This is a genomic window from Mycobacterium sp. 663a-19 (genome assembly GCF_035616495.1).
GTDB lineage: Bacteria > Actinomycetota > Actinomycetes > Mycobacteriales > Mycobacteriaceae > Mycobacterium.
The window spans coordinates 77,211-90,907 of record NZ_JAPJAV010000010.1; the positions used below are offsets into that span (position 1 = coordinate 77,211).

Annotated in this window: 11 protein-coding genes and 1 pseudogene; 6 read left to right on the plus strand and 6 right to left on the minus strand. The window is 67.3% G+C overall.

Annotated elements, in window-relative coordinates:
• The first annotated feature begins 17 nt into the window (after positions 1–17).
• The 3 genes and pseudogenes from OQ968_RS18270 to OQ968_RS18280 all read left to right on the plus strand — a co-directional run bounded on the left by OQ968_RS18270 (position 18) and on the right by OQ968_RS18280 (position 2,844).
• Positions 18–830, plus strand: coding sequence for an enoyl-CoA hydratase/isomerase family protein (locus OQ968_RS18270; protein WP_324680407.1), 813 nt, complete (start codon positions 18–20; stop codon positions 828–830).
• Positions 831–929: 99 nt separating this feature from the next.
• Positions 930–1,565 (plus strand): annotated as a pseudogene (locus OQ968_RS18275) (DUF3000 domain-containing protein).
• A gap of 1 nt (position 1,566) precedes the next feature.
• Positions 1,567–2,844, plus strand: coding sequence for a ribonuclease D (locus tag OQ968_RS18280; RefSeq protein ID WP_324680411.1), 1,278 nt, complete (start codon positions 1,567–1,569; stop codon positions 2,842–2,844).
• Between the two features lie 4 nt (positions 2,845–2,848).
• Here OQ968_RS18280 and dxs read toward each other — a convergent pair whose 3' ends face one another.
• Positions 2,849–4,774, minus strand: a complete 1,926-nt coding sequence (gene dxs, locus OQ968_RS18285; protein ID WP_324680413.1) for a 1-deoxy-D-xylulose-5-phosphate synthase — start codon at positions 4,772–4,774, stop codon at positions 2,849–2,851.
• A gap of 156 nt (positions 4,775–4,930) precedes the next feature.
• Between dxs and OQ968_RS18290 the strand changes: the two genes are divergently transcribed.
• From OQ968_RS18290 to OQ968_RS18300, 3 genes are read left to right on the plus strand one after another with little or no spacing between them, the layout of a single operon-like run.
• Entirely contained in the window at positions 4,931–5,374 is a 444-nt protein-coding gene (locus tag OQ968_RS18290) for a CBS domain-containing protein (protein ID WP_324680656.1), read from the plus strand.
• Between the two features lie 33 nt (positions 5,375–5,407).
• Positions 5,408–6,697: an ArsB/NhaD family transporter gene (locus tag OQ968_RS18295; protein ID WP_324680415.1), complete on the plus strand. Its 1,290-nt coding sequence runs from the start codon at positions 5,408–5,410 to the stop codon at positions 6,695–6,697.
• Between the two features lie 42 nt (positions 6,698–6,739).
• Entirely contained in the window at positions 6,740–8,029 is a 1,290-nt protein-coding gene (locus OQ968_RS18300) for an ArsB/NhaD family transporter (RefSeq protein ID WP_324680417.1), read from the plus strand.
• Here OQ968_RS18300 and OQ968_RS18305 read toward each other — a convergent pair.
• From OQ968_RS18305 to OQ968_RS18325, 5 genes are all read right to left on the minus strand, one after another.
• Positions 7,996–8,772, minus strand: a complete 777-nt coding sequence (locus tag OQ968_RS18305; protein ID WP_324680658.1) for an ABC transporter permease — start codon at positions 8,770–8,772, stop codon at positions 7,996–7,998. The two genes, OQ968_RS18300 and OQ968_RS18305, sit on opposite strands and share 34 nt — an antisense overlap.
• Positions 8,772–9,482 (minus strand): fluoroquinolone transporter permease, encoded by a 711-nt coding sequence (locus OQ968_RS18310; protein ID WP_324680419.1) that lies wholly within the window; start codon positions 9,480–9,482, stop codon positions 8,772–8,774. The genes OQ968_RS18305 and OQ968_RS18310 overlap by 1 nt, the downstream gene beginning before the upstream one ends.
• On the minus strand, positions 9,479–10,384 hold the full coding sequence (locus OQ968_RS18315; protein WP_324680421.1) for an ABC transporter ATP-binding protein: 906 nt from the start codon (positions 10,382–10,384) through the stop codon (positions 9,479–9,481). Before OQ968_RS18315 ends, OQ968_RS18310 begins: the two co-directional genes overlap by 4 nt.
• A 116-nt stretch (positions 10,385–10,500) precedes the next feature.
• Positions 10,501–11,694, minus strand: a complete 1,194-nt coding sequence (locus tag OQ968_RS18320) for a class I SAM-dependent RNA methyltransferase (RefSeq protein ID WP_324680423.1) — start codon at positions 11,692–11,694, stop codon at positions 10,501–10,503.
• Positions 11,691–13,685 (minus strand): APC family permease, encoded by a 1,995-nt coding sequence (locus OQ968_RS18325; protein WP_324680425.1) that lies wholly within the window; start codon positions 13,683–13,685, stop codon positions 11,691–11,693. Before OQ968_RS18325 ends, OQ968_RS18320 begins: the two co-directional genes overlap by 4 nt.
• Positions 13,686–13,697 lie beyond the last annotated feature (12 nt).

The following is a 13,697-nucleotide window of genomic DNA, read 5'->3' on the forward strand; positions in this document are numbered from 1 at the left end:
TTAGGAACGACTCGAAAATGACCCAGCCGATCAGTTACGACGGATTCCCCAGCCTCCGCTTCGAACCCGGCGACAACGGCGTGCTGACGCTGGTTCTCGACGCGCCCGGGCTGAATTCGGTCGGGCCGCAGATGCACCGCGACCTCGCCGACGTCTGGCCGGTGCTCGATCGCGACCCCGCCGTGCGGGTGGTGCTGGTGCGCGGCGAGGGCAAGTCGTTCTCCTCCGGCGGCAGCTTCGACCTGATCGCGGAGACCATCGGCGACTATGACGGCCGGATCCGCATCATGCGCGAGGCCCGCGATCTGGTGCTCAACATGGTCAACTTCGACAAGCCGGTGGTCTCGGCGATCCGCGGCCCGGCCGTCGGCGCCGGCCTGGTGGTCGCGCTGCTCGCCGACATCTCGGTGGCGGGCCGGACCGCGAAGCTCATCGACGGGCACACCAAGCTCGGGGTGGCGGCGGGCGACCACGCCGCGATCTGCTGGCCGCTGCTGGTCGGCATGGCCAAGGCCAAGTACTACCTGCTCACCTGCGAGACGCTGCTGGGCGAGGAGGCCGAGCGCATCGGCCTGGTCTCCACCTGCGTCGACGACGACGACGTCCTGCCCACCGCGACCCGGCTCGCCGAGAACCTGGCGCAGGGCGCCCAGAACGCGATCCGCTGGACCAAGCACAGCCTGAACCACTGGTACCGCATGTTCGGCCCCACCTTCGAGACGTCGCTCGGCCTGGAGTTCCTCAGCTTCAGCGGGCCCGACGTGCAGGAAGGCCTGGCCGCGCATCGCGAGAAGCGCCCGGCCCGATTTTCCGACGGAAGTGGCGGCTGAGCAGGCTCGATGAGCGTGGGTAACGGGTTGGTCGCGACGGGCGCGGGAATCGGCGCGCCTGTTTCGGCGTGTCGACCCATGGGTCTACCGTCAAACGCTGTGACCCGCGCCTGCGACGATGCAGAGCGGGAGCGACGAGGAGGAGCGGCGCCGTTGACCTCGACTGAACCGGCCCCATTCCGCGAGGCGGTCGCGGCGATGAACGCCGTCACCGCACGGCCGGAGATCGAGCTGGGCCCCATCCGGCCGCCGCAGCGCCTGGCGCCCTACAGCTACGCGCTCGGGGCCGAGGTCAAGCACCCCGACCTCGAGGTCGTCCCCGAGCGCTCCGAGGGCGACGCCTTCGGCCGGCTGATCCTGCTGTACGACCCGGACGGCGCCGACGCCTGGGACGGCAACATCCGCCTGGTCGCCTACATCCAGGCCGACCTGGACCCCAGCGAGGCCGTCGACCCCCTGCTGCCGGAGGTGGCGTGGAGCTGGCTGGTCGATGCGCTGGAGTCGCACACCAACAACGTCACCGCTCTCGGCGGCACCGTCACCGCCACCACCTCGGTGCGCTACGGCGACATCTCCGGACCGCCCCGCGCCCACCAGCTCGAGCTGCGGGCATCGTGGACGGCGACGAACCCCGAGGTCGGAGTCCATGTCAAGGCGTTCTGCGACGTGCTGGAGCACGCCGCGGGCCTACCACCGGCCGGGGTCACCGATTTGGGCTCGCGGTCACGCGCCTGACATGGGCGAACCGGCGGCCGACAGGCCCGACGGGCCCGACGGCACCGAGCCCAGCCCCACGCCGCTGCTGCACCCCGCCGAGGGCATACCGCGCCTCTCCGTCACCGTCGGCGAGATCGAGGCGGCCGCGCGACTGCTGGACTCCGGGCGCGGGCCGTTTGCCGTCGACGCCGAGCGCGCATCGGGTTTCCGCTACTCCAACCGGGCCTACCTGATCCAGATTCGCCGGACCGGGGCCGGCACCGTGCTCATCGACCCGGTCAGCCACGGCGCCGACCCGCTGACCGCGCTGCGGCCCGTCGCCGAGGTGCTCGGCTCCGACGAATGGATCCTGCACGCCGCCGATCAGGACCTGCCCTGCCTGGCCGAGGTCGGCATGCGGCCGCCGGCGCTGTACGACACCGAGCTGGCGGGACGGCTGGCCGGGTTCGAACGGGTGAACCTGGCGACCATGGTGCAGCGGCTGCTGGGTCTCGGCCTGGCCAAGGGCCACGGCGCCGCCGACTGGTCCAAGCGCCCGCTGCCCGCCGAATGGCTCAACTACGCCGCCCTCGACGTGGAGCTGCTCATCGAACTGCGCGAGGCGATCTCGGGAATCCTGGCCGAGCAGGGTAAAACCGATTGGGCCGCACAGGAATTCGACTACCTGCGGGCGGCGGAGCCCAGGGAGGCGGGGCCCGCGACGCGGCGCGAGCGCTGGCGGCGAACGTCGGGGATCCACCGGGTGCGCGATTCGCGCGGCCTGGCCGCGGTCCGCGAGTTGTGGACCGCGCGGGACCGAATCGCGGCGCGCCGCGACATCGCGCCCCGGCGCATTCTGCCCGACTCGGCCATCATCGACGCCGCCCTCGCGGATCCGAAGACGGTCGACGACCTCGTGGCGCTGCCCGTGTTCGGCGGGCGCAACCAGCGTCGCAGCGCCGCAATGTGGCTGGCGGCGCTGGAAGCGGCCCGGGAAAGCCGGGATCGGCCGGACGAGGTGGAGGCGCCCAACGGGCCGCCCCCGCCGGCGCGCTGGAGCAGGCGCAAGCCGGAGGCCGCCGCCCGGCTGGAGGCAGCCCGGGCCGCGCTGTGGGAGGTGTCGGAGCGGGTGGGGGTCCCGACGGAGAACCTGGTCTCGCCCGAGCTGGTGCGACGGCTGTGCTGGGAGTGGGAGCCGGCGCCCGACGCCCCGACGGCCGTCGACGAGTTCCTGCGCGCCGGGCAGGCGCGGGCGTGGCAGCGGGAACTCGTCGACCCCGCATTGGCGCGGGCGTTGCAGCCGCCGGACGAGGATTAATCCGTCAGTCGAGGGGCTCGCGGATCTCCGCCTCGGCAACGCTGGCGCCCAGCGCCGCGACCCAGCCGGTGATGCGGCGGGCCACGTCCTGGTCGGTCAGGCCCAGGTCGGCCAGCAGCTCGCCGCGCGAGGCGTGCTCGTAGAACTCCTGCGGCAGCCCGACGTCGCGGCACGGCACGTCGATCTCGGCACGCCGCAGCGCGGCCGACACCGCCGAGCCCACCCCGCCGTTGACGCCGTTGTCCTCGAGCGTGACGACCAACTTGTGCGCCGCCGCCAGCTCCAGGACGGCGTCGGACACCGGCAGCACCCAACGCGGGTCGATCACCGTCACACCGATCCCCTGGTTGTGCAGCCGCTTGGCCACCCCCAACGCCATCGACGCGAACGCGCCGACACCGACCAGCAGCACGTCGTGGTTCAACCCGGGGGCCGGCGCCGCGAGCACGTCGACGCCCGAGACGCCCGACCCGCGCCGCTCCAGGGCCGGAATGTCCTCGCCCACATCGCCTTTGGGAAATCTGAGAGCCGTCGGGCCATCCTCGACGTCGAGCGCCTCACCCAGCTCCTCCCGCAAGCGGGTGGCGTCGCGGGGCGCGGCCACCCGCATCCCCGGGACGATGCCCAGGATCGACAGGTCCCACATGCCGTTGTGGCTGGGCCCGTCCGAACCGGTGACCCCCGCCCGGTCGAGCACCATGGTGACGGGCAGCCGGTGCAGCGCCACGTCCATCATCATCTGGTCGAACGCCCGGTTGAGGAACGTCGAGTAGATGGCCACCACCGGGTGCATGCCGCCCATCGCCAGCCCGGCCGCCGACGTCATCGCGTGCTGCTCGGCGATGCCGACGTCGAACAGCCGATCCGGGAACCGTTGCCCGAATGCCGCCAGCCCGGTGGGGCCGGGCATCGCCGCGGTGATCGCCACGATGTCGCGCCGCACCTTGGCGTACTCGATCAGCGTTTCGGCGAAGACCTTCGTCCAGCCCGGGCCGGCGATCTTGGTGGCCTTGCCGGTGGCCGGGTCGATCACGCCGCAGGAATGCATCTGTTCGGCCTCGTCGTCCTCGGCCGGGGCGTACCCCATGCCCTTGCGGGTGACGACGTGCACGATCACCGGGCGGCCGAAGCCGCGGGCCCGGCGCAGCGCGACCTCCACCGCGCGCTCGTCGTGGCCGTCGACCGGGCCGACGTACTTCAGGCCGAGGTCGGTGAACAGCAGCTGCGGCGACAGGGAGTCCTTGATGCCCGCCTTGACGCTGTGCATGAAGTGGTAGGCGATCTCACCGATGAGCGGCATCGAGCGCACCACGTCGCGGCCCTTCTCCAGCGCCTGCTCGTAGGCGGGCTGCAGGCGCAGCGTGGCCAGGTGGTCGGCCACGCCGCCGATGGTGGGCGCGTAGCTGCGGCCGTTGTCGTTGACGACGATGATCACCGGGCGGCGCGAGGCGGCGATGTTGTTCAGCGCCTCCCAGCACATGCCGCCGGTCAGGGCGCCGTCGCCGACCACCGCGACCACGTGCCGGTTGCGGTGCCCGGTCAGCTCGAACGCCTTGGCCAGGCCGTCGGCATAGGACAGCGCGGCGCTGGCGTGGCTGGACTCCACCCAGTCGTGTTCGCTCTCGGCGCGCGACGGATACCCCGACAGCCCGCCCTTCTTGCGCAGGGACTCGAAGTCGTGGCAGCGTCCCGTCAGCATCTTGTGCACGTAGGCCTGGTGCCCGGTGTCGAAGATGATCGGGTCGTGAGGTGAGTCGAACACCCGGTGCAGCGCCAGGGTCAACTCGACGACGCCCAGATTGGGTCCCAAATGCCCCCCGGTGGCAGCGACCTTGTGGATCAGAAACTCGCGAATCTCAACGGCCAGATCGCGGAGCTGCTGTTGGGAAAGGTGCTGCAGATCAGCGGGCCCGCGGATCTGTTCCAGCATCCCGTCAGTCTACGCAGCGGCCGCGGCACCTTTGGTAGCGTCAGTGCACGGTGTGCCGGGAAGCCTGGTCGGCGGGATTGTCCAGCGAGCCCGGAGTACGCCGTGAGCATTGGCATCGAGCACACCGCCGTGACCTTGCAGACGTATCGTCGCCTTATGCGCGCCGAGGACATCGCCGAGGAATTTCCGGCCGTCAACATCGAAGCGAACGCGTTGGACGCTGCCCGGATGCTCGCGGAGCACAGCCTGCCCGGGCTCCTGGTCACCGACACCTCGGGTAGCCCCTACGCGGTACTACCTGCCTCTCAGGTTGTTAGGTTCATCGTGCCCCGTTACGTGCAAGACGATCCCTCGCTGGCCGGAGTGCTCAACGAATCGATGGCCGACCGCTGCGGGGAAAAACTGAGCGGTAAGAAAGTGCGCGACGTGTTGCCGGACCATTTGGTCGACATACCTCCGGCCGATGCCGACGACACCATCATCGAGGTGGCGGCGCTCATGGCGCGGCTGAGAAGCCCGCTGATCGCGGTGGTCAAGGACAAGACACTGGTCGGCGTCATTACGGCTTCACGTCTCTTGGCTGCGGCGCTGAAACACTGATACCCCCAAAGCATTGAGCACACAGGACAATCGATGAGCGTTGTCGCGGTCGTCGTGTTCGTGGTCGCGTATGCGCTGATCGCCAGTGACCGTGTCAGCAAAACGCTGGTAGCGCTGACGGGCGCCGCGATCGTGGTGCTCTTGCCGATCATAAATTCCGGCGACGTCTTCTATTCCCACGAGACCGGAATCGACTGGGACGTAATCTTTTTGCTTCTCGGCATGATGATCATCGTCAGCGTGCTACGCCAAACCGGCGTCTTTGAGTACGTCGCGATCTGGTCCGCCAAACGCGCCCACGGGTCCCCGCTGCGCGTCATGATTCTGTTGGTACTGGTCACCGCGATCGCATCGGCTCTGCTGGACAACGTCACCACAGTGTTGTTGATCGCTCCGGTCACCCTGCTGGTGTGCGAACGTCTGGCAATCAACCCTGCGCCGTTTCTGATCGCCGAGGCTTTCGCATCGAATATCGGAGGCACGGCGACGTTGGTTGGCGACCCGCCCAACATCATCATCGCCAGCAAGGCCGGCCTGACCTTCAACGACTTCCTGATCCACCTGGCGCCGATCGTGATTATCGTGACGGCCGTCCTGATCGCGTTGTTGCCGCGGCTTTTTCGGGGTGCCTTCACCGTCGAACCCGAGCGCGTTGCCGACGTCATGTCACTGGAAGAGAAGGAGGCGATTCGCGACCACAGGCTGCTCATCGCCTGCGGTGTCGTGTTGGTCGCGGTCTTCGCGGGGTTCATCGCGCATTCGGCGCTGCACATGGAGCCGTCCATCGTGGCGATGTTAGGCGCCGGCGTCCTGATCCTGGTGTCCAAGCTGGAGCATTCCGACTACTTGTCCAATGTCGAGTGGGAAACGCTGCTGTTCTTCGCCGGGCTGTTCATCATGGTGGGCGCTCTGGTCAAGACGGGCATTGTCAAACAGCTCGCGCGCCTGGCGATCACCGTCACCGGCGGCAACGCTTTGGTAGCGACCATGGTGATCCTGGCGGCGTCGCTGGTGATCAGCGGGTTCGTCAACAATGTTCCTTACGCCGCGACAATGGCACCTATCGTCGGGGATTTGGCCCCGGCCCTGGTAGGCCAGGCCAACCCGGATGTCCTGTGGTGGGCCCTTGCGCTCGGCACCGATTTCGGCGGCAATCTCACCGCGGTCGGCGCCAGCGCCAACGTGGTTGTCTTGGGAATCGCCGCTCGTTCCGAGAGTCCGATTTCTTTCTGGGACTTCACCCGCAAGGGTGCCGTGGTCACCGCGATCTCCCTTGCGCTCTCGGCCATCTACCTGTGGCTCCGCTACCTCCTTTTCAGCTGACGCGATGGGTAGTCCCGTGTCTGGATCAATGGAGGGTAATCGATGAGCGCCATCGCGATCACGGTGTTTGTTGTCATCTATGCGCTTATCGCCAGCGATCGCATCAGCAAGACCCTGGCTGCGCTGGCCGGCGCGGCGATCATGGTCGCCCTGCCGGCAATCAATTCCGACGACGTCTTCTATTCCCACAAGACCGGAATCGATTGGGACGTCATCTTTTTGCTTCTCGGCATGATGATCATCGTCAGCGTGCTACGCCAAACCGGCGTCTTCGAATATGTGGCGATCTGGTCTGCCAAACGCGCCCGCGGCTCCCCGTTGCGCGTGATGATCCTGTTGGTATTAGTGATGGCGCTCGGTTCGGCGCTGCTGGACAACGTCACCACAGTGTTGCTCATTGCGCCAGTCACGCTGCTGGTGTGCGAGAGGTTGGCGCTCAAGGCGGCGCCGTTTCTGATGGCCGAGGTGTTCGCTGCCAACATCGGCGGCGCGGCCACGCTAGTGGGTGATCCCCCGAACATCATCATCGCCAGCCGGGCGGGGTTGACGTTCAACGATTTTCTGGTGCATCTCGCCCCGATCGTGCTGCTTGTGATGGCCGTCTTCGTCGCCCTGTTGCCCCTGCTATTCCGGGGCTCGTTCGCGGTCGATTCCGAACGCGTCGCCGAGGTCATGTCGCTGGACGAGGGCGAGGCCCTTCGCAATCGCCGCCTGCTCGCCAAGTGTGGGGTTGTCCTGCTGCTGGTATTCGCGTCCTTCATCGCCCATCCCGTACTGCATTTGCAGCCGTCGATCGTGGCGCTGCTCGGCGCCGGCGTCCTCATCGTGATCTCTGGGCTGGAACGGTCCGATTACCTGTCCAGCGTGGAGTGGGAGACCCTGCTGTTCTTCGCCGGTCTGTTCATCATGGTCGGCGCCCTGGTGAAGACCGGCGTGATCGATAAGGTGGCACACGCGGCCACGGAATTCACCGGCGGCAATGAAACACTCGCCGTGTTCCTGATACTGGGCATCTCCGCACCGGTGTCGGGCATTATCGACAACATTCCCTACGTTGCGACGATGGCGCCGATCGTCACCGAACTCACCGCGGCCATGCCAGGTCACGTCAACCCCGACTCCCTGTGGTGGGCGCTGGCACTGGGCGCCGACTTCGGCGGAAACCTGACAGCCGTCGGAGCCAGTGCCAATGTCGTGATGCTGGGAATCGCCCGGCGTGTCGGCGAACCCATTTCCTTCTGGGAATTCACGCGCAAAGGCATTGTGGTCACCGTCATCTCGCTCGGTCTTGCGGCGATCTACCTGTGGCTGCGGTATTTCGTGCTGGGCTGAGCGCCGGTCTGTTTGGCGCGGAACCGGCCGAACAGCGCCCACGCAATGGCCAAGTTATACACCAGTCCCACAACGAGATACGGCCACCACGTGCCGCGATCGCTGGCCACCCAGAACGCCTTGGCGGCCCAGTAGGGCGGGAGAACGCCGAATGCGAGGTTCCACCCAGAATGAATGAACCAAGGCAGGCAGGGTAGACCGGCGATCAGCATGCCGAGGGCGCGGACCATCGCCAAACCTTGAATCTTGTTGTTCGCCACGGCGATGATCAGCAGCAGGCTCACCACCGACGACAGCCCGGCAAGCAGGCCGATCGGGATCAGCGCCGGGAGCAGGCCGGGTTTCAGCAGCCCACTGAACGACATTGTCGCGACAACATAAACGGTGGTCAACACGAGGACCGTGGCAGCCCGATAGGCGAAGAATGTCGACACCGGGACCGGGGTGACCCGCAGCGCGGTCAAGGTGCCGGCATCGACCTCGTCCAGCACCAGGAAGGCGGCCAGCGCCCCGACGATGATAATGCTGGTTAGCAACAGAAACGCGGTCAGGACCAACGGGTAGTACGGCACCAGGTCAAACCCGTTGCGGCGCGCGAGCAGCGCGGTCACGCGCGGAGTCAGCACGGCGACGCCGATGGTCCAGATGACGGGGGCGACGACGACCATGACCAGTAGGGGATCCCGATAGGTGCCGCGAATGTCGTTGCGCCCGAACGCGGCCAACGCCCGTGCCGTTACCATCACACGCCGCCGGACTTTGCGACGACATAACGGAAAAACGACACCTTCGCCACCCAGCACAATCCGGCCATGCATAGCACCGGATAAGCGACGGCATACGCTGCTTGCCACGCCGCGAGATGGATCTGGTCGAAGGCGTTGCCGAGCAGTAACAGCGGTCCCTGGGTGGGGATAAGGTACAGCACCGGATTCGGCCACACGCCCGACAGATCCAGGATCGGCAGATTCATCACGGCCAGTGGAATCGTGGCGGCCAGAAACCAATCACTGATCGAGGCGAACGGCAGCGAGGTGGTGAATCCCACCAGCAGCATCAGCAGCGTTCCCAGCGCAACACCGAAAAGCATGGGTGCGACTTGGTAGGCGGATCGGTGCGCGATCGATACGACCACCACCGCTACCGACAGCGAAACACCAAGCAGTATAGCCAGTTTGGCTATCAAGTATTCGGTGAACCGCAGCGGAGTGGAAATGACGGCGCCCAGCGTGCGTTCTTGCTTTTCGAAGAACACTGTCCCGGCGATGAAGAAGAACCCGATGATGGCGGTGTCGCCCGACAAGATGTAAGGCTCGGCGGCCCGGCGCAGACCAGCTGGCATTGGCAGCAGCACCGCCAGCCAGATCAGGCCGGAGAAAAACGCCGCGTGCAAGAAGCGTTGCCGGACTTGAAGGATCAGCTCTAGCCGCACGGCACTGGTCAGCCGAGTCATGTCAAGCGCCTGCCTGTGACCTCGACGAAGACGTCGTCGAGGCTGGCTTCCCTGCTATGGATCGTCTCAACGTGCCGGTTCCTCAATAACACGTGGAAAGCCGGGTCGTCGGCCAGGCAGTCCATGGCGAAATCGGCCGCCTCGAGACCACCGCGCTCGCCGCGATATTCGACGCGGACAACCCGCTTGCTCCGAGCGATCTTAAGTTCGGCCGGGGTGTCGAGTGCGACGATCGTTCCGTCGACGACAAAAGCGACTCGATCGCACAGCTCGTCTGCGGTCGCCATGTCGTGTGTGGTGAGAAACACTGTGCGCCCGCACGCCTTCAGATCCAGGATCATGTTCTTGACCGTGCGGGCATTTACGGGGTCCAGTCCCGACGTGGGCTCGTCGAGGAACAGCAGCTCGGGGTTGTTGATGAGGGCGCGGGCGAACGTCAGCCGCATCTGCATGCCCTTGGAGTACTTCCCGACTCGGATGTGAGCGTCGTCAGCCAGGCCGAGGGCAGTCAGCAGCTGCATCGGGTCGGCCGTCGCGCCCCGATAGAGCGATGCGAAGAAGCGCAGGTTCTCCATACCCGTGAGTTTTTGGTAATGGTTGGGCAGCTCGAAGGACACGCCGATGCGCTCGTAGTAATCGGGTCCCCAGTCCCACGGGCTGCGGCCCCATACCGCCGCCTGGCCGCCAGATCCACGGAGCAGGCCGATCAGCAGCTTCTGTGTGGTCGACTTTCCTGCGCCGCTGGGCCCCAGGAACCCGAAGATCTCGCCGCGGCCGACGTTGAAGTCCATGCCCCGCACGGCCGGCGTCGACGCCTTCGGATAGGTGAAGGTGAGCCCCCGGACCGCGATCACCTCGGTCCCGGCATCGGCGGTTTGTGTTGCTGGCTCGAGGTTCCGCATGATGCGCGCAATGCCTCCCGGTAAGCGGTACAGATTCCGATTCCGACCAGACTTCCCGGAGCGCCGTCGCCAGCATAGTTAACGGCCGGGCGGGATCGCGACGCGGGCTCGAAGCCCTAGCGTGTCAGCAGCGCAACGCATTCGGTGTGATGGGTCAGGGGAAACGCATCGAACACGGTGATCTTCTCGACCCGGTAACCGTGGCCCAGGTACAGCCCGATATCGCGCGCGAAAGACGCTGCCTCACAGCCGATGTGCACCACCCGGGGGACATCGGCTGCGGCCAGCAGGTCGATGACGTCACGCCCGGCGCCCGAGCGCGGTGGGTCCAGCACCGCCACTGAGGCGCCGGCCCGTTGCCCCTTCAGCGCCCGGCGCACCGAGTCGGTGACGACGTCGACCTGCGGCAGATCGGCCAGCGCGGCGCGCGCGGCCCGGGTCGCCGCGCGCGAGGTGTCCACGGTCAGCACCCGCCCGGACTCCCCCACCGCGTCGGCCAGCGCCGCGGCGAACACGCCCGCACCGCCGTAGAGATCCCACACCGTCGCGCCGGTGCCGGGCTGTGCCCAGTCGGCGACCAGGCGGCTGTAGACGTCCGCCGCGCCCCGGTGCGCCTGCCAGAACGCCGTGACCGGCACCCGCCAGCTGCGCGAGCCCACCCGCTGCATCGCCTCGTAGCCGCCCTCGACCACCTTGGTCGCGGTCCGTCCGCCCTGCCGCAGGGTCCGCACCACATGGCGCTCGCCGTCGTCGTCGACGGCCACGTGCAGCTGCGCGGCCGGCGTCAGGTCCGCCTCCGAGCACGCCCGCGTCAGCCCGTCCAGCATCCCGTCCGGCAACTGCGCGCACCGCAGGTCGGTCACCAGCTCATCGCTGTGGTAGCGGTGAAAACCGGGGCGACGGTCGGGGCCCACGTCGAGCCGGACCCGGGTGCGCCAACCGGTGGGACCGCCGTCGGAGAGCGGCTCGGCCTCCCCGCTCCAGCGGTGTCCGCCCAGCCGCTCCAGCTGGTTGGCCACCACGTGCGCCTTGAGCGCCCGCACCGCCTCCGGGGCGGCGAACGCCAGATCGCAACAGCCGGCGCCGTCCACCCCGGCGATCGGGCACAGCGGCGGGATCCGGTCGGCCGACGGCTCGATCACCTCGAAAACCTCTGCGTGCCAATAAGAGCCGCGATCCGCGGTGACGCGCACCCGAACCCGTTCGCCGGGCAGCGCGTAGCGGACGAACACCACCCGGCCCTCGTGGTGGGCCACGCAGCTGCCGCCGTTGGCGGGGGCGCCGGTGACGAGCGTGAGGTCGGTGTTCAATCGAAGATTCCCCGACGGGCGTCGCCGGGCGCCGCGTGCGGGTGGAACGCCTCGAGCCGCTCCGACGAACTCAGTTGCCAGGGCACGGAAGTGACCATCACGTTGGGCATGAACAGCAACCGGCCCTTGAGCCGCAGCGCGCTCTGGTTGTGCAGCACCTGCTCCCACCAATGCCCCACCACGTACTCGGGGATGAACACCGTCACCACGGTCCGCGGCGACTCCTTGCTGACCCGCTTGACGTAATCGAGCACCGGACGGGTGATTTCACGGTACGGCGAGGCGATGACCTTCAGCGGCACGCTGATGTCGCTCTCCTCCCACTTGTGCTTCAGTTCGTGCGTTTCGGCGTCGTCGACGCTGACGGTGAGGGCCTCGAGCACGTCGGGCCGGGTGGCGCGCGCATACGCCAGCGCGCGCAGCGTCGGCAGGTGCAACTTCGACACCAGCACCAGGGCGTGGTTGCGGCTGGGCAGCACGACGTCGTGCTGGGCGGCCGCCTGTTCCTCCAATTCCCTGCTGACGGTGTGGTAATGGCGGTGGATCAGCTTCATGAGCCCGAACAGCAGGCCCATCGCGAACAACGCGATCCACGCGCCGGCGACGAACTTGGTGATCAGCACGACCAGCAGCACCGCGCCGGTGGACAGCAACCCGATCGTGTTGACGATCCGCGAGCGCATCATCTTGCGCCGCGTCCGCGGATCGGTCTCGGTGCGCAGCAACCGTGTCCAGTGCCGGACCATGCCGATCTGGCTCAGCGTGAACGAGATGAACACGCCGACGATGTACAGCTGGATAAGCGCGGTCACCTCGGCGCGGAACGCGATGATCGCCAGCAGCGCCGCCCCCGACAGGAACAGGATCCCGTTGGAGAACGCCAACCGGTCCCCGCGGGTGTGCAGCTGGCGGGGCAGGTAACTGTGTTGCGCCAGCACCGATCCCAGCACCGGGAACCCGTTGAACGCGGTGTTGGCGGCCAGCACCAGGATGAGCGCGGTCACCGTGGCGATGAGCAGAAAGCCGAGGTGAAAGCTGCCGAACACGGTCTCGGCCAGCTGCGCGACCAGCGTCTTCTGGTAGTAGTTCGGCGGGGCACCGCTCAGTTGGCGTGCCGGATCCTCGACGAGCTGCACCCCGATCTTCTCGGCCAGCACGATGATGCCCATCAGCAGGGTCACCGCGATGCCGCCCAGCATCAGCAGCGTCGTCGCGGCGTTGCGCGACTTGGGTTTCTGAAACGCCGGCACCCCGTTGCTGATCGCCTCGACACCGGTCAGCGCCGCGCATCCCGAGGAGAACGACCGCGCCACCAGAAACGCCAGCGCGAAACCGACGATCTGGCCGTGCTCGGCGTGCATCTGGAAACTCGCGGACTCGGCCCGCAGCGGGTCGCCGAGCACGAAGATCCGGAACAGGCCCCAGCCGATCATGACGAGCACCCCGACGATGAACGCGTATGTCGGGATCGCGAACGCCACCCCCGACTCGCGAACCCCGCGCAGGTTCAACGACATCACCAGCAGGATGGCGGCCACGCAGAAGAACACCTTGTGCTGAGCCACGACCGGGATCGCCGAGCCGATGTTCGACATCGCCGACGCCGTCGAAACGGCAACGGTCAGAACGTAATCCACCATCAGGGCGCTGGCGACGACGAGGCCGGCGGTATCGCCGAGGTTGGTGGTGACCACCTCGAAGTCACCCCCGCCCGACGGGTAGGCGTGCACGTTCTGCCGGTAGCTGGCCACCACGACCAACATGACCGCGGCCACCGCGAGGCCGATCCACGGCGTCAGCGCGTACGCGGTCACGCCGGCCACCGAGAGCATCAGGAAGACCTCCTCCGGTGCGTACGCCACCGAGGACAGGGCATCGGAGGCGAACACCGGCAGGGCGATCCGCTTGGGCAGTAGCGTGTGACTCAGCCGGTCGCTGCGAAACGGCCGGCCGATGAGCAACCGGCGCGCGGCGGTCGAAAGTTTGGACACGAGAGCCAAGGG